At 75.4% G+C, this 13721-nt stretch carries 15 protein-coding genes and 1 pseudogene; 9 read left to right on the top strand and 7 right to left on the bottom strand.

Translation table 11 applies throughout. From position 1 onward, the window contains the following. The first annotated feature begins 183 nt into the window (after positions 1-183). Positions 184-1464 carry an RNA polymerase sigma factor gene (locus AC067J_RS37535; protein WP_478307161.1) on the top strand — a complete coding sequence of 427 codons (1281 nt, stop codon included), beginning with the start codon at positions 184-186 and terminating at the stop codon, positions 1462-1464. Positions 1465-1468: 4 nt separating this feature from the next. On the opposite strand, the gene AC067J_RS37540 is transcribed toward AC067J_RS37535, so the two are convergent. Beyond that, positions 1469-1990: a MarR family winged helix-turn-helix transcriptional regulator gene (locus AC067J_RS37540; protein ID WP_478307091.1), complete on the bottom strand. Its 522-nt coding sequence runs from the start codon at positions 1988-1990 to the stop codon at positions 1469-1471. Positions 1991-2115: 125 nt separating this feature from the next. Here AC067J_RS37540 and AC067J_RS37545 point away from each other — a divergent pair, with 125 nt between their 5' ends. After that, positions 2116-2898 (top strand): dioxygenase family protein, encoded by a 783-nt coding sequence (locus AC067J_RS37545; protein WP_478307093.1) that lies wholly within the window; start codon positions 2116-2118, stop codon positions 2896-2898. Positions 2899-3020: 122 nt separating this feature from the next. On the opposite strand, the gene AC067J_RS37550 is transcribed toward AC067J_RS37545, so the two are convergent. Further along, positions 3021-3713 (bottom strand): NAD(P)-dependent oxidoreductase, encoded by a 693-nt coding sequence (locus AC067J_RS37550; RefSeq protein ID WP_478307095.1) that lies wholly within the window; start codon positions 3711-3713, stop codon positions 3021-3023. Positions 3714-3823: 110 nt separating this feature from the next. Between AC067J_RS37550 and AC067J_RS37555 the strand changes: the two genes are divergently transcribed. After that, positions 3824-4423, top strand: a complete 600-nt coding sequence (locus AC067J_RS37555; RefSeq protein WP_478307097.1) for a maleylpyruvate isomerase N-terminal domain-containing protein — start codon at positions 3824-3826, stop codon at positions 4421-4423. A gap of 73 nt (positions 4424-4496) precedes the next feature. Here AC067J_RS37555 and AC067J_RS37560 read toward each other — a convergent pair. Both AC067J_RS37560 and AC067J_RS37565 read right to left on the bottom strand, forming a co-directional pair. Beyond that, a pseudogene (locus AC067J_RS37560) lies at positions 4497-4868 on the bottom strand (VOC family protein); the annotation flags it as partial. A gap of 202 nt (positions 4869-5070) precedes the next feature. Then, a complete protein-coding gene (locus AC067J_RS37565) occupies positions 5071-5529 on the bottom strand; it encodes a group II truncated hemoglobin (protein ID WP_478307099.1) in 459 nt (152 codons plus the stop codon). Positions 5530-5699: 170 nt separating this feature from the next. On the opposite strand from AC067J_RS37565, the gene AC067J_RS37570 reads away from it, so the two are divergent. From AC067J_RS37570 to AC067J_RS37580, 3 genes are all read left to right on the top strand, one after another. Further along, complete coding sequence (locus AC067J_RS37570) at positions 5700-6485, top strand: SDR family NAD(P)-dependent oxidoreductase (protein WP_478307101.1); 786 nt, start codon at positions 5700-5702, stop codon at positions 6483-6485. Between the two features lie 99 nt (positions 6486-6584). Further along, positions 6585-6944, top strand: a complete 360-nt coding sequence (locus tag AC067J_RS37575; RefSeq protein ID WP_478307103.1) for a MerR family transcriptional regulator — start codon at positions 6585-6587, stop codon at positions 6942-6944. A gap of 137 nt (positions 6945-7081) precedes the next feature. Continuing rightward, on the top strand, positions 7082-8614 hold the full coding sequence (locus AC067J_RS37580) for an AMP-binding protein (protein WP_478307105.1): 1533 nt from the start codon (positions 7082-7084) through the stop codon (positions 8612-8614). 60 nt (positions 8615-8674) lie between these two features. On the opposite strand, the gene AC067J_RS37585 is transcribed toward AC067J_RS37580, so the two are convergent. Then, positions 8675-9451, bottom strand: coding sequence for a helix-turn-helix transcriptional regulator (locus AC067J_RS37585; RefSeq protein ID WP_478307107.1), 777 nt, complete (start codon positions 9449-9451; stop codon positions 8675-8677). A gap of 167 nt (positions 9452-9618) precedes the next feature. On the opposite strand from AC067J_RS37585, the gene AC067J_RS37590 reads away from it, so the two are divergent. Further along, a complete protein-coding gene (locus AC067J_RS37590) occupies positions 9619-10452 on the top strand; it encodes a TIGR03084 family metal-binding protein (protein ID WP_478307109.1) in 834 nt (277 codons plus the stop codon). A gap of 94 nt (positions 10453-10546) precedes the next feature. Further along, a complete protein-coding gene (locus AC067J_RS37595) occupies positions 10547-11032 on the top strand; it encodes a hypothetical protein (RefSeq protein ID WP_478307111.1) in 486 nt (161 codons plus the stop codon). 177 nt (positions 11033-11209) lie between these two features. Here the strand turns inward: AC067J_RS37595 and AC067J_RS37600 are convergent, their stop codons facing one another. Both AC067J_RS37600 and AC067J_RS37605 read right to left on the bottom strand, forming a co-directional pair. Further along, on the bottom strand, positions 11210-11839 hold the full coding sequence (locus AC067J_RS37600; protein ID WP_478307113.1) for a DUF7691 family protein: 630 nt from the start codon (positions 11837-11839) through the stop codon (positions 11210-11212). Between the two features lie 149 nt (positions 11840-11988). Beyond that, entirely contained in the window at positions 11989-12801 is an 813-nt protein-coding gene (locus AC067J_RS37605; RefSeq protein ID WP_478307115.1) for a DUF4232 domain-containing protein, read from the bottom strand. Between the two features lie 73 nt (positions 12802-12874). Between AC067J_RS37605 and AC067J_RS37610 the strand changes: the two genes are divergently transcribed. Next, the gene (locus AC067J_RS37610; protein WP_478307117.1) at positions 12875-13678 is read left to right on the top strand and encodes a serine/threonine protein kinase; all 804 of its coding nucleotides are present in this window, start codon (positions 12875-12877) and stop codon (positions 13676-13678) included. Positions 13679-13721: the final 43 nt, after the last annotated feature.

Here is a 13721-nt window from a genome sequence, read left to right on the forward strand (position 1 = left end):
GCGCGGCTGCTCTGATGGGTGACCGTGACGGAGCGCAACGGGGCCCACGCGGCCGGCCCGGTCGGCGGCACCGGTTCGGTCGACGGGACCGGTTCGGTCGGCGGCAGTGACCCGGCCGACGGGAACGCCCCGGCCGACGGGGCGGGAGCAGCGGACGCGGCCCGGGCGGCCGACGTCGCCGCGATGGTCGAGACGGTGTTCAGGATCGAGTCCGCCCGGATCATCGCCGGCGTCACCCGGATCGTGCGCGACGTCGGCATCGCCGAGGAGCTGGCGCAGGACGCGCTGGTCGCCGCACTGGAGCAGTGGCCGGAGTCGGGCGTCCCGGAGCGTCCGGGCGCCTGGCTCACGGCCACCGCCAAGCACCGCGCGATCGACCTGGTCCGCCGCCGGGAGACCTACGCGCGCAAGCTCGCCGAGGTCGGCCGGGCCCTGGAGGACGTCCCGCCGCCCGAGCCGGCCGGTCCGGACGACATCGACGACGACCTGCTGCGGCTGATCTTCACCACCTGCCACCCGGTGCTGTCGGCGGAGGCCCGGATCGCGCTGACCCTGCGGCTGCTCGGCGGGCTGACCACGCCCGAGATCGCCCGCGCCTTCCTCGCCCCCGAGCCGACCGTCGCCCAGCGGATCGTGCGCGCCAAGCGGGCGCTGGCGAAGGCCCGGGTCCCGTTCGAGGTCCCGTACGGGGAGGAGCGGGCGGCGCGGCTCGCGTCCGTCCTGGAGGTCGTCTACCTGGTCTTCAACGAGGGCTACTCGGCCACGGCCGGGGACGACCTGCTCCGGCCGGCGCTCTGCGAGGACGCGCTGCGGCTGGCCCGGGTGCTGGCCGGGCTGGTGCCCGAGGAGCCGGAGGTGCACGGGCTGGCGGCCCTCCTGGAGTTCCAGGCCTCCCGGACGGCCGCTCGGACCGGGCCGGACGGCCGGCCGGTGCTGCTGGCCGACCAGAACCGCGCCCGCTGGGACCGGCTGCTGATCCGGCGCGGGTTCGCCGCCCTCCGGCGGGCCGGCACCGGGCCGTACGCGGTCCAGGCCGCGATCGCCGCCTGCCACGCGCAGGCCGCGCGGTACGAGGACACCGACTGGGCCACCATCGCGGCGCTCTACGCGCGGCTGATGGCGCTCACGCCGTCCCCGGTGGTGGAGCTGAACCGGGCGGTGGCCGTGTCGATGGCCGAGGGTCCGGCCGCCGCGCTGGAGGTGGTGGACGCGCTGGCGGCGGAACCGGCGCTGAGCGGGTACCACCTGCTGCCCAGCGTCCGGGGTGACCTGCTGGCCCGGCTGGGCCGGGGCGCGGAGGCCCGGGCGGAGTTCACCCGGGCGGCGGAGCTGACCCGGAACGCGCGGGAGCGGGAGCTGTTGCTGGCGAGGGCTGCGGAGGCGGATTCCCCGGCCGGAGCGGACACCTCGGCGGGGGCGGACACCTCCGTGAGGGCGGGAGGGGACGGGCGGGCGGAGGGGTGAGGGCTCAGAGCGCCTCGTCCAGCCGGAGCCGGGCGCTGACCTCGCCGAGACCCCGTGCCAGGACGGCGAGTTGCTCCCGGCTGAGGACGTCGATCAGCAGTTCGCGCACCAGGGCGACGTGGCCGGGGGCGGCGTCGCGGAGCATCTCGTGCCCTTCCTCGGTGAGTTCGGCGAAGACCCCGCGCACGTCGCTGGGGCAGGAGCGGCGGCCGACCAGCCCCATCCGCTCCAACTGGGTGACCTGGTAGGTCAGTCCGCTCTTGGAGGTGACCAGCTTCTCCGCCAGTTCGGTCATCCGCAGCGAGCCGGCCGGGGCCGCGGAGAGGTGGACCAGGATCTCGTACTGGGTGTGGGAGAGGCCCGAGTCCTCCTTGAGCTGGCGTTCCAGGCGGCGGTTCAGGAGGTTGCTCGCGGTGACGAAGCTCCGCCAGGCGGCCATCTCCTCCTCGTCCAGCCAGCGGGGTTCGCTCGGCGGTCGGGTGGAGGGCGCGGGGGGCGCGGACGGTGCGGACGGCGTGGAGGGCATGGATTGATCGTACTCCTGTTGTTCAAATTCGAACGAAGGTGTACGGTCCAAGTGTCGGAGTTCAAATTTGAACTACTCGCCGAAGTCGCCCGACCACCCGCCCGAGGAGCAGAGGAAGAGACGACATGAGCACCGCGGCACCCGAGCGCATGCCCGCCCTCTACCTGTCGCACGGCGCGCCGCCGCTCGCCGACGACCCGATCTGGCCCGGTCAGCTGGCCTCCTGGTCCGCCGAGCTGCCGCGCCCCAAGGCCATCCTGATGGTCTCCGCGCACTGGGAGGAGGCCCCGCTCGCCCTCGGCGCCGTCACTCCCGTGCCGCTGGTCTACGACTTCTGGGGCTTCCCCGAGCACTACTACCGGGTCCGGTACGCCGCCCCGGGCGCACCGGAGCTCGCCGAGCGCGTGCGCAAGCTGCTGCGCGCCCCCGGCACCCCCGTCCAGGACATCCCGGACCGCGGCCTCGACCACGGCGCGTACGTCCCGCTGGTGGAGATGTTCCCGGAGGCCGACGTCCCCGTCCTCCAGGTCTCCATGCCCACCCTCGACCCGCAGCGGCTGATGGAGATCGGCCGCCGGCTCGCCCCGCTGCGCGACGAGGGCGTGCTGATCGTCGGCAGCGGCTTCTTCACCCACAACCTGCGGGCGCTCAGCCAGGACGGCCGGGTCACCTCGGTGATGGCCGAGTTCGACGACTGGGGCCGGCGCGCCCTCGCGGCGCAGGACCTCGACGCCCTGCTCGACTTCGAGCAGAAGGCCCCGGCCGGGCGGCTCGCCCACCCCCGGACCGAGCACTTCGCGCCGCTGTTCGTCACGCTCGGCGCGGGCGAGGGAGAGCTCGGCAGCCAGCGCACGGTCATCGACGGGTTCTGGATGGGGCTGGCGAAGCGGTCGATCCAGGTGGGATGACGGCGAGTCCGCGCGGGGAGTCCGGGCGGGGAGTCCGCGCGGGGAGTCCGGGCCGGCCGTCGGCGCCGGCCCGCCCGAGCAGGGCGCCGCCCGGGCGGCGCCCTGCTCGGGCGGCGCGGCGCTCAGGCGGCGCAGCAGGTGAAGCGCTCGCCGATGTGCTCGGGCTGCTCGATCTCGTCGACCAGGGCCACCGCGTAGTCCGCGACCGAGATCCGGCTCTCCCCTGTGGAGTCGGTGAGCAGGTGCTCCAGGCCGGTGCGGTAGCGGCCGGTCCGCTCCCCCGGGCCGATCCGCGCGGCCGGGCTGAGCACCGTCCAGCGGATGTCGGTGACCGTCCGGTAGTACTCCAGGGCGTCGCCGTGCGCGTGCATGATCTGCAGCACCGCGTCCGGCAGGCCCGGGGCGTCCCAGACCCGCACGCCCGGCGCGGTCTGCAGGCTGCCGGCGCCGCCGACCGCGAGCAGTCTGGGCGCCGCGCCGCCGAGTGCCCGCAGACCCTCGACCAGCGCGCGGGCGGCCGGTTCGATCAGCGCCCGGTGGCCCGGCCCGTCGCCGCCCCCGACCGCGCTCACCAGGACGTCCCGCCCGGCCGCGACCCGGGCCACGTCCGCGGGGTCGAGCACGTCACCGGCGACGACGGAGACCCCTCCCCCGCCGGGCGCCTCCCCCGCGGACCGCCCCGGGTCGCTCCGGGACGGGTCGTACCGGGACGGGTCGCGGACGACCGCCGTCACCCGGTGGCCGCGTGCGGCGGCCTCCGCGACGACCGCGCTGCCGATACTGCCGTTGGCGCCGAACACGGCGATCCTGGCCATGGGCTACCTGCCTGCTCTCCGGGGTCAGGGGGGATTCCGGTGACAGCAGTAGCACCCCGGGGCGCACGGAGCCCTGGTGGACACGCGGACCCTGATGAGACGGTGGTCCGATGACTGCCACCCCGATGAACGGCGACGATGTCCGGGCCGCCCTCGACGAATTGACGGCGGTGCTGGCCCCGCGGGCGAAAGCGGACGGCGCGCGCTGGGACGCCCCGGCCGGACCGCTGGAGTGGAGCTGCCGGGAGACCGCCGCACACATCGCGCACGACCTGCTCGCCTACGCCGGCCAGCTCGCCGCCCGGCCCGCCGACCGCTACCTGCCGTTCGACCTCACCGTCCCGCCGGACGCCGGGCCGGCCGAGGTGCTGACCGTCGTCACGGCCTGCTCGCAGCTGCTGGCCACCGCGCTCGACGCGGCCCCGCCCGACCTGCGGGCCTGGCACCACGGGCCGTGCGACCCGGCCGGGTTCGCCGCGATGGGTGTCACCGAGACCCTGCTCCACACCCACGACATCACCCTCGGGCTCGGGCTGGACTGGCGGCCGTCCGAGCGGCTCTGCCGCGCCGCGCTGGAACGGCTCTTCCCCGACGCGCCGGGGGCCGCGCCCGGTCGCGCGGCCGACGTCCTGCTCTGGTGCACCGGCCGCGGAGAACTGGACGGCCGCCCGCGCCGGACTTCGTGGAGCTGGCGGGCGGCCGTGGCGTAGTGGAGGGGACGGGGTCGCGTGGTGACGGGGTCGGGTGGTGGCGGGGTCAGGCGGTGGCGGCGGCCGACTCCGTCGCGCTCCGCTCGGCGGCGCTGCGCTCGACGCAGAACTCGTTGCCCTCGATGTCCCCGAGGGTGACCCAGCCCCTGCCGTCCGGCGTGCGGCGGTCCGCGAGCAGCGTCGCGCCCAGGGCGAGCAGGCGCTCCACCTCCTCGTCCCGGGTGCGGTCCTGCGGCTGGACGTCGAGGTGGACGCGGTTCTTCACCGACTTGCCGTCAGGAACCTGGACGAACAGCAGCGAGGCGCCCGGCGAGTCGACCAGGGCCTCCGGGTCGCCGGGGTTGTCGTCGTCGCCGAGCTTGCCGTCCAGCACCTGCGCCCAGAACGTGGCCAGGCGGTAGGCGTCGGCACAGTCGATCGTCACATGTCGTACGAGAGAAGCCATGAGGGCCACTCTGACCTGGTTCTTCGCTCCGGTCCAGCGCATAGGTGCGGGCCGTGCGTGCGACGGCGGTCCCCGCGTGCGCGGGGCGTGGTCCCAGTCGGAGTTCTCCCGGACCGTCTGAACGGAGCCATCCCCGCGTGCGCGGGGCGGGGGGCCTGCCGGGCTTCGGGTCAGTCGGCCGTCGGCGCGGCGGGCGCGGTCGTCACTTCAGGCCCTCCCAGCCCCAGCGCGGGGTGGGGCCGGGGTCGCCGAGGTCGGTGCCGGCCGGGGAGGCGGAGACGTCCTTGGCGATCCTGGTGCCCCACTCGAAGTACTCCAGGACGCGGCGGCGGAGCAGTTCGTCGTCGGGCAGCTCCTTGCCGACGGCCTCGGCCATCAGCTCCACCCAGCGGGCGCGCTGCTCCTCGGTGATGGCGAGTCCGAGGTGGGAGCGGAGCAGCGACTGGTGGCCGCCGAGGTCGGTGGTGAAGCGGTCCGGGCCGCCGAAGATCTCGGCCAGCCAGACGGCGACGTGCTCGATGTGGGTGCGTGTGAAGTCCGCGAAGACCGGCGCCAGCAGCGGGTCGGCGAGGACGCCCTCGTAGAAGGTGTTGCTGAGTCCGCGAAGGGCGTCGAGGCCGCCGATCGCGTCGTAGAGGCTGTCGGAGTGGTGGTCGCTCATCTGCGGTACTCCCCCGTGGGTCGGTGTGTCGTGACCCTTCCTAGCAGTGGTGCGGAGTACGCGATTCCCCCTCCCGGGCGTGTTCGCCGCCGGCTCAGCAATCGGATGTCCGGGCTCCGGTTCGAACCGGCTTGACCTTGACGCTGGCGGCAGGGTCGGAGGGTTGCGGCATGAGCGAGACGACGCGAACGGACGAGGCAGTGCGGCGGGGACCCCGGGTGGTCGTGGTCACCGGGGCGGGGACGGGGATCGGGCAGGAGACCGCGTGGGCGTTCGCCGCGCAGGGGCCGGACGTCCGGGTGGTGGCGGTCGGGCGGCGGGCCGAACCGCTCGCGGAGACGGCGGGCCGCGCGCCGGGCCGGATCGTGCCGCTGACCGCGGACGTCACGGCGCCGGACGGGCCGGAGGCGATCGTCCGGGGCGCGCTGGAGCGGTTCGGGCGGCTGGACGTCCTGGTCAACAACGCCGGCATCGCTCCGCACGGGCAGCTCGGCGACTACACCCGGGACGGCGTCGAGGCCGTGCTGGCGACCAACCTGACGGCCCCCGTCCTGCTCGGCCAGGCCGCCCTGCCCGCGCTGACGGAGAGCCGGGGCGTGATCGTCAACGTCAGCACCGCCGTCGGGCAGCGCGGCTGGCCGACGAACTCGGTGTACGCGGCGGGCAAGGCCGCCGTCGACACGATCACCCGCAGCTGGGCGGTGGAGCTGGCGCCGCGCGGCATCCGGGTCGTCGCGGTCGCGCCCGGCGCGATCGGGACCCCGATCGGCCGGCACGCGGGGTTCAGCCCGGAGCGGCAGGCGGCCGTCCGGAAGTGGCAGGTGGAGAACACCCCGCTGGGCCGGATCGGCGAGCCGGCCGAGGTGGCCTGGGCCATCGTGCAACTCGCCTCGCCGCAGGCCTCGTTCGTCACCGGAGTAGTGTTGCCGGTGGACGGCGGCGCCGTGGTGGGGTAGCGCGGCGCCGGTGGGCACCGGTGGGCGGTGCGCGCCGGGCACCGGGCGCCCGGCGGGATCGGGCGGGGAACGGACGGGGAACGGACAGGGAGCGGACGGATGCGGATCGGGGAGCTGGCACGGGAGACGGGCACGAGCACCCGGGCGCTGCGGCACTACGAGCAGGCCGGGCTGCTGTCCTCCGAGCGTGCGCCCAACGGGTACCGGGTGTACGGCGACGGCGCGGCGGTCCGGGTCCGCAACATCCGCGGGCTGCTGGACGCCGGGTTCACGCTGGAGGACGTCCGGCCGTTCCTGGGCTGCCTGGACCGCGACGCGCTCGGCCCGCCGTCCGCCGGCGCGCTGCGGATCGCCCGGGAACGGCTGGCCGTGCTGGAGCGCCGCATCGCCGCGCAGCACGAGGCCCGGGACCGGCTGGTCGCGGCGATCGCGGCCGCGGAGGCCGCCGTTCCGGCCTGACTCCCGCGTCCGGCGACGGCCCCGGGGTTCGGGGTCGGCCCCGGGGCCGGGCGTCGGCCCCGGGGGGCGGGCGCCCGTACGGGTGACACCCCCGATCGGGGGTGTGCAGGGGGCGGCGCGCGGAGGACAGTGGGCGCATGCAGATTCCACTCTCCGTGATGGACTTCCTCGACCGGGCCGAGCTGGTCTACGGCGACCGGGTCGGCATCGTCGACGAGCCGGTCCAACCGGCCGAATCCTGGGGCGATCTGACGTACCGTCGTGTGGCCGAACTGGCCCGGGCCCAGGCGGCCGGCCTCGACCGGCTGGGCGTCGGGCCGGGCGAGCGGGTGGCCGTCGTGTCGCACAACTCGGCCCGGCTGCTGACCTCGATGTACGGCGTGAGCGGCCACGGCCGGGTGCTGGTGCCGGTGAACTTCCGCCTCCGGGCGGAGGAGGTGTCGTACATCGTCGAGCAGAGCGGCGCCTCGGTGCTGCTGGTCGACCCCGAACTAGCCGACCCGCTGGCCGGGGTGGTCGCCAAGCACAAGTTCGTGATCGGCGCGGACAGCGACGCCGTGCTGTACGACTTCGACAACGCTCCGCGCCGGTACGCGGTCGCCGAGGACGACACCGCCACCATCAACTACACCAGCGGAACCACCGCCCGCCCCAAGGGCGTTCAGCTCACCCACCGGAACATCTGGCTGAACGCCGTCCTGATGGGTCTGCACTTCGGGGCCGGCGACCGGGACGTCTACCTGCACACCCTGCCGATGTTCCACGCCAACGGCTGGGGGCTGCCGTTCTCGCTCACCGGGCTGGGCGCGCAGCACGTGGTGCTGCGGAAGGTGGACGGCGCCGAGATCCTGCGCCGGGTCGAGCGGCACGGCGTGACCTTCCTGTGCGGCGCGCCGGCGGTGGTGCAGATGGTGCTGGACGCCGCCGAGGACTGGGACGGCCCGGTCCCCGGCCGGGACCGGGTGCGGATCATCGTGGCCGGGGCACCGCCGCCGACCTCGGTGGTGCAGCGGATCGAGTCCGAACTCGGCTGGGAGTTCATGCAGATCTACGGCCTGACCGAGACCTCGCCGGTGGTGACGGTCAACCGCTCCCGCGCCGAGTGGGACCGGCTCCCCGCCGCCGAGCGGGCGGAGCGGCTGGTGCAGGCGGGTTCGCCGGCGATCGGCAACCAGGTGCGGGTGGACGGCCAGGGCGAGGTGCTGGTCCGCTCCAACGTGGTGCTGGAGGGCTACTGGCAGCAGCCGGAGGCCACCGCCGAGGCGATCCGGGACGGCTGGTTCCACACCGGCGACGGCGGCACCCTGACCGACGGCTACCTGACCATCTCGGACCGGAAGAAGGACGTCATCATCAGCGGCGGGGAGAACGTCTCCTCGATCGAGGTGGAGGACTGCCTGTACGACCACCCGGCGGTGGGCGAGGTCGCGGTGATCGGCGTGCCGGACGCCAAGTGGGGCGAGACGGTGAAGGCGCTGGTGGTCCTCAAGCCGGGTGCCGTGGCCGACGAGGCGGAGCTCATCGCGCACTGCAAGGCGCGGCTGGCCGGGTACAAGTCGCCCACCTCGGTGGAGTTCCGGGACACCCTGCCGCGGACGACCACCGGCAAGCTGCAGAAGTTCCGGCTCCGCGAGCCGTACTGGGCGGGGCGGGAGCGGAAGGTCAACTAGGGTCTGTCTCTTGGATCCTGGCCCCGGCAGGGATCCAGGGGACAGGTCCTGGGCGGAAGATCAGCCGGCGGTGTCCAGGAGGCCCGACTCCCTGGCGGTGACGGCGAGTTCGGTGCGGTTGCGGACGCCGAGCTTGTGCATGGCGCTCTTCAGGTAGCCGGTCACCGTGTTGCAGGTGAGGCCGAGCTGGGCGGCGATCTCCGGATTGGTCCGGCCGGTCGCCGCCCAGCGGAGCACCTCGTGCTCGCGCCGGGTCAGCGGCACGGCGGGGGCGGCCGCCCCGGGCGTGCACCGGGCCGGCGGGCCGCTCCAGGCGGCGGCCCCGGCCAGCGCCCGGGTGGCCGCCTCGGCCAGCCTGCCGACGGCGGCGATCCGGACGTCCCCGAACGGGACCACCGTGCGCAGCGACGCGTACACCACGCCGTGCACGGTGCCGCCGTGCAGCAGCGGCACCGTGAGCATCGCGTACAGGTCCTCGGCGGTGACGGCGGCGTCGTAGTGGTGCGAGATGCCGGTGGCGGCCCGGTAGTCGGGCACCCAGCTGGGGGTGCGCTCGGCCAGCGCCCGGCCGCCGAGGCCGGTGCCGGCCGGGACGGCGAGGTTGTGCAGCAGCTCCGCCCGGGTGCCCGCCCAGTGCCGCAGCACCATGCCCGCCGGCCCGCGGGCGCGGGCGCCACCGTCGGCGGCCGGCTCCGGCACGCCGACCAGGCCGACGTCGGCGCCGCAGTCGGCCACCACCCGGCGGGCGAGGTCGCCGAGCACGGCGTCCCGGACCAGCTCGGCGGCCCGGACGGCGAGGTCGTCCGGGGGTCCGGCGGCGGCGGTCGAGACGGTCATCGCGTGATTTTCACACGGAGTCCGGGCGGTGGGGAGAGGGCGGACGCGCCTTCGGCGTGCGTGTTCCGTGGAGTTCCGGGCGGGCCCGGGCGGGGCGGCGTAGGGTGCGGGCGCGAGGTTACCGGCGAGTCACTGACGGGTTGGCCACAGTTGCGAAGGGGATATCCATGACGGACCCGAGTGTTCCCAGGGGATCGGCCGTGCCGGCCGGGCTGTTGGCCGATCTGCGGGCCGAGAGCGAGGTGCTGGACGGGCTGGTCGCCGGGCTGGAGCCGGAGCGGTGGGCCACGGACACTCCCGCGCCGGGGTGGACGGTCGCGCACCAGATCGCGCACCTGGCGTGGACGGACGACTGGTCGGAGCTGGCCGCGCGCGACCCGGAGGCCTTCGTCGCCGATTCCGGCCGGGTCTTCGGCGAACTGCTGGCGGCCGGCGCGGACCCGGTGGAGGACGGCGCCGCGCGCGGGGCCGCCGAGGAGCCGGCGGCACTGCTGGCCCGCTGGCGCGCCGGGCGGGAGCGGCTGGCGACGGCGCTCGCGGCGGTGCCGGCCGACGCCCGGCTGCCGTGGATGGGCCCGCCGATGAAGGCGCCGTCGATGGCCACCGCGCGGTTGATGGAGACCTGGGCGCACGGGCAGGACGTCGCGGACGCGCTGGGCGCCGTGCGGGAGCCGACCGCGCGGCTGCGGCACATCGCCCACCTGGGCGTGCGGACGGCGGGGTTCGCGTTCACCGTGCACGGGCTGCCCGCGCCGGAGTCCCCGGTGCGGGTCGAACTCACCGCCCCGGACGGGGAGCTGTGGACGTGGGGCCCGGCCGACGCGGCGGACCGGGTGGCCGGACCGGCGCTGGACTTCTGCCTGCTGGTCACCCAGCGCCGGCACCGGGACGACCTCGCGCTGACGGCCGTCGGCGGGGTGGCGGAGGCCTGGCTGCCGATCGCGCAGGCCTTCGCGGGACCGCCCGGGAAGGGCCGCGAAGCCGGATCATCGCCCCAGTAGATGGAGTGATGATGCGTCAAATATGCGTGCGATCAGGCTAAACCACACGTTTCGGCGATATGCAGAGTTCGTCGGCGAATGATGGACTTCCGTCATGAACCGGATGAACTCGATGCGCACCTTCCTGGCCGGCGCCGCGGCCCTCCTCGCGGTGGGCGGCCTGGCCGCCGCTCCCGCCCAGGCCGCGTCCGCACCGCCGGCCGGCACGGCCGTCGCCGCCCGGGCCGAGGTGCGGGCCGGCACTCCGGCCTCCCACCGGGTGGTCACCTTCTTCGAGGAGTACCGGCGGGCGGTGCTCGGCCAGAGCGGCGCGACCCCGCGCGCCGTGCGCGGGCGCTACCTCGCCCCGCACCTCGACTTCCGGCTCGACGCGTGGGCCCAGGAGCACGACGCCGACCCGGTGTTCCGCGCCCAGAACGTCCCGGCGGACTGGTCCGTCCAGCAGGTCGAGGAGGAATTCGGCTTCGCCTCGGTCAGGCTCACCGAGTTCTGGAGCGGGGGCGGCAGCCAGGACGTCTGGTACGTCGTCCGCCTCGCCGACCTGCGGATCGTCGAGCTCAACGACCAGCCCGCCTTCTGACCTCCGACGGGGAAGAGCGGGGAGCGCACCCGGGAGGGTGAGAAAGAGCTCCGGCGCGGCGCAGGCACCCCCCACGACTGCGCCGCGCCGGTGTGCCCGTCAGGAGGCCGGGTCCGGCAGGCGCCGTCGGGCCGGGTGTCGGGCCCGGGTGTCGGGCCTCGGCGTCCTGCCCGGGCGTCACCGGCCGCCGTCGCGGACGAGCAGCAGCCCGCGCCCGGCGGCGAGTGCTCCGTCGACCCAGTCCGGGAGGTCCTCCCCGACCAGCGCCTCGACGTCCTCGGCCGCGTCCTCGTCGCCTCCCGGGAGCAGTTCCGCGTCGTCGTGGATCCGGTCGGGGTCGAAGGCGGCCAGTTCGGCGCGGACCGCCGCGAGCTCGTCCGCCGCGGTGAAGGAGGGGAAGGGCCACGGGTCCGCGTCGCGCGCCTCGGTGCCCGGCGGGAAGAACCACGGCCGCCCCCAGAGACCGGCGAGAGCGGGCAGCTCCCAGGCGCGGAAGGCCTCCGCCAGGTCGTCCCAGCTCCGCCCCGGCAGGACGACCGAGCCGAGCGGCTCCCCGAGGAGGGGGCCGAGGAGTTCCAGCAGCCAGGTGTAGCCGCCCGGGCGGGCGGGGTCGAGGCGCCCGGTGACGATCTCCCGCAGCGCGGCCCCGACCTCGGCGGGCTCGGTGGCCCGCAGCAGCCTGCCGGCCTCCGTCAGGTCCTCGATCCTGCCGAGGGCCGCCCGGACGAGCGCCTCGTCGTGGGAGCCGGCCACGGTGAGGAGGACGTCTGCGTCCACCGCGAATGCGGACAGGTACTGTTCGGCCATTCCTGATTATCTGCACACCGCCATGTCCCCTGTGCGGCGGGGGCCTTGGGAACGCGGTGGCGGCACGGCGGGCCGCCACGGGGGCTCCGTGGGGGTGCGGGGGCGCTGCGGGGTCGAGGCCACGAGGTCACCCGGTCACGGTCACCCGGTCACCGGGCCGGCTGCCCGGGCGGGCGCTGGTCCGGCGTCCGGGCGGCGGACGGGTCCGGCTTGGTCCAGGGGGCGACGCCGAGCTTGCCGGTGGTGCCGAGGTCGAGGTCGGCGGGGACGGTGAGGCGCGGGCGGCCCGGGAGCGGGGCGACGTCCAGGAAGCGGCCGTTGTCGGCGGCCTTGTTGCCCAAGGTGACGGTGTTGCGCCAGACCAGTTGGAACTCCGCGTACTCCTGGGGCTGGAGGGTCAGCGGCTTCGGAGCCGCGTCGAAGTGCTCCAGCATCGCGATGCCCGCCGAGCCGTGGCGGACGGTCACGGCGAGCGGCGCCCGTTCGGCGTCCAGGACGCGGATGCCGGGGTGGCCGTTGAGGGTGTAGGGGCGGGTACCGCAGTTGGTCAGCCGGATCGGCATGACCCGCAGGCCCATCGCGGCATCGGCCGGGCCGGCGGCCAGTGAGACGCCCTCGGGGGAGCAGACGGGTGCGGGGGTCGGCGTCGCGGTCGCTCCGGCGGCGGAGGGCAGGGGGTCGGCGGTGACCAGCGGGAAGCCGGTCGGCCGGGTGACGGTGGGCGGCGTGACGGTCGGCAGGGTGACGGTCGGCGAGGTGGTGGGTGCGGTCGGAGGCGGCGCGTCGCCGATCGTGCGCGCCGGGCCGGACGCTCCCCCGCCGGCAGTGGTCACCGAGGTGCTGCCGCACCCGGCCGCCAGCGCGACGGCCCCGAGCAGTACGCCCGCCCGGACCGCCGGCGGTATCCGGCGGGCGGCGGGCGACGACGACAACGGCAACGGCGGCGGCGGCGGCGAGATCATGGGACCGATCATGGCACGAAGGACGGGACGCCCCGGCCCCGCCCGGCATGGTGTCACGGCATAGTGTCACGGCATGATCGAAGCTTCCTCGGTACCCGAACTCCTGCCCTGGCTCGGTTCCGTGGGGAGGGTGTTCGCCTCCTTCACCGAGCAGGACTCCGGCTGCGTGGCGTACGGGGTGGAGGAACCGGCCGGCGCCCGCTGGTTCGTGAAGGCCGCCACGACGGAGCACGCCGCGTCCTCGATGGAGCGGGCGGCCGCGCTGCACGCCGCCGTCCGGCACGAGGCGATCGTCCCGCAGCTGCACCGCTTCACGGCCGCCGGGCTGCCGGCGGTGGTGATGCCGTGGCGCGACGGCGAGGTGCTGTACCACCCGACCGCGGGGGGCGGCCGGGGCGCCGCGGCCCGGACCGACCCGGCGGGCCCGATGGCCCGGTTCCGCGCCCTGCCGGTCGCGCTGGTGGCCGCGGCCCTGGACACCGTGCTGGACGCCCACCTGGCCGTCTCCGCCGCCGGGTTCGTCGCCTGCGACTTCTACGACGGCTGCCTGCTCTACGACTTCGCGCGGCACCGGCTGCACCTCTGCGACCTGGACGAGTACCGGCCGGGGCCGTTCACCGTCGAGGCGGACCGGCTGCCGGGATCCAAGCGGTTCATGGCACCGGAGGAGTTCCGGCGCGGCGCGGTGATCGACGCCCGCACCACGGTGTTCACCCTGGGGCGCGCCCTGCGGCTGCTGCTCGACGCGGGTGACGGGGAGCGGGACTGGCGCGGCACCGGGGAGCAGCTCGCCGTACTGGAGCGGGCGACGGCGCCGGACCCGGCCGGGCGCTGGCCCACCGTGGAGGAGTTCGCCGCCGCCTGGCGGGCCGCCTGAGCCCCGGCGGCGGGCGGGGCCGCCCGGCGCGCCGTCCGGGCGG

Source organism: Kitasatospora sp. NPDC042419 (genome assembly GCF_056437345.1).

What these genes read in the sequence shown, in the direction of transcription:
- AC067J_RS37565 (WP_478307099.1), bottom strand. Translation starts at nt 5,529, where the DNA reads ATGAGCGACCACCACTCCGACAGCCTCTACGACGCGATCGGCGGCCTC.
- AC067J_RS37570 (WP_478307101.1), top strand. Translation starts at nt 5,700, where the DNA reads ATGAGCGAGACGACGCGAACGGACGAGGCAGTGCGGCGGGGACCCCGG.
- AC067J_RS37590 (WP_478307109.1), top strand. Translation starts at nt 9,619, where the DNA reads ATGACGGACCCGAGTGTTCCCAGGGGATCGGCCGTGCCGGCCGGGCTG.
- AC067J_RS37550 (WP_478307095.1), bottom strand. Translation starts at nt 3,713, where the DNA reads ATGGCCAGGATCGCCGTGTTCGGCGCCAACGGCAGTATCGGCAGCGCG.
- AC067J_RS37580 (WP_478307105.1), top strand. Translation starts at nt 7,082, where the DNA reads ATGCAGATTCCACTCTCCGTGATGGACTTCCTCGACCGGGCCGAGCTG.
- AC067J_RS37605 (WP_478307115.1), bottom strand. Translation starts at nt 12,801, where the DNA reads ATGATCTCGCCGCCGCCGCCGCCGTTGCCGTTGTCGTCGTCGCCCGCC.
- AC067J_RS37610 (WP_478307117.1), top strand. Translation starts at nt 12,875, where the DNA reads ATGATCGAAGCTTCCTCGGTACCCGAACTCCTGCCCTGGCTCGGTTCC.
- AC067J_RS37540 (WP_478307091.1), bottom strand. Translation starts at nt 1,990, where the DNA reads ATGCCCTCCACGCCGTCCGCACCGTCCGCGCCCCCCGCGCCCTCCACC.
- AC067J_RS37545 (WP_478307093.1), top strand. Translation starts at nt 2,116, where the DNA reads ATGAGCACCGCGGCACCCGAGCGCATGCCCGCCCTCTACCTGTCGCAC.
- AC067J_RS37575 (WP_478307103.1), top strand. Translation starts at nt 6,585, where the DNA reads ATGCGGATCGGGGAGCTGGCACGGGAGACGGGCACGAGCACCCGGGCG.
- AC067J_RS37595 (WP_478307111.1), top strand. Translation starts at nt 10,547, where the DNA reads ATGAACCGGATGAACTCGATGCGCACCTTCCTGGCCGGCGCCGCGGCC.
- AC067J_RS37585 (WP_478307107.1), bottom strand. Translation starts at nt 9,451, where the DNA reads ATGACCGTCTCGACCGCCGCCGCCGGACCCCCGGACGACCTCGCCGTC.
- AC067J_RS37555 (WP_478307097.1), top strand. Translation starts at nt 3,824, where the DNA reads ATGACTGCCACCCCGATGAACGGCGACGATGTCCGGGCCGCCCTCGAC.
- AC067J_RS37535 (WP_478307161.1), top strand. Translation starts at nt 184, where the DNA reads ATGGTCGAGACGGTGTTCAGGATCGAGTCCGCCCGGATCATCGCCGGC.
- AC067J_RS37600 (WP_478307113.1), bottom strand. Translation starts at nt 11,839, where the DNA reads ATGGCCGAACAGTACCTGTCCGCATTCGCGGTGGACGCAGACGTCCTC.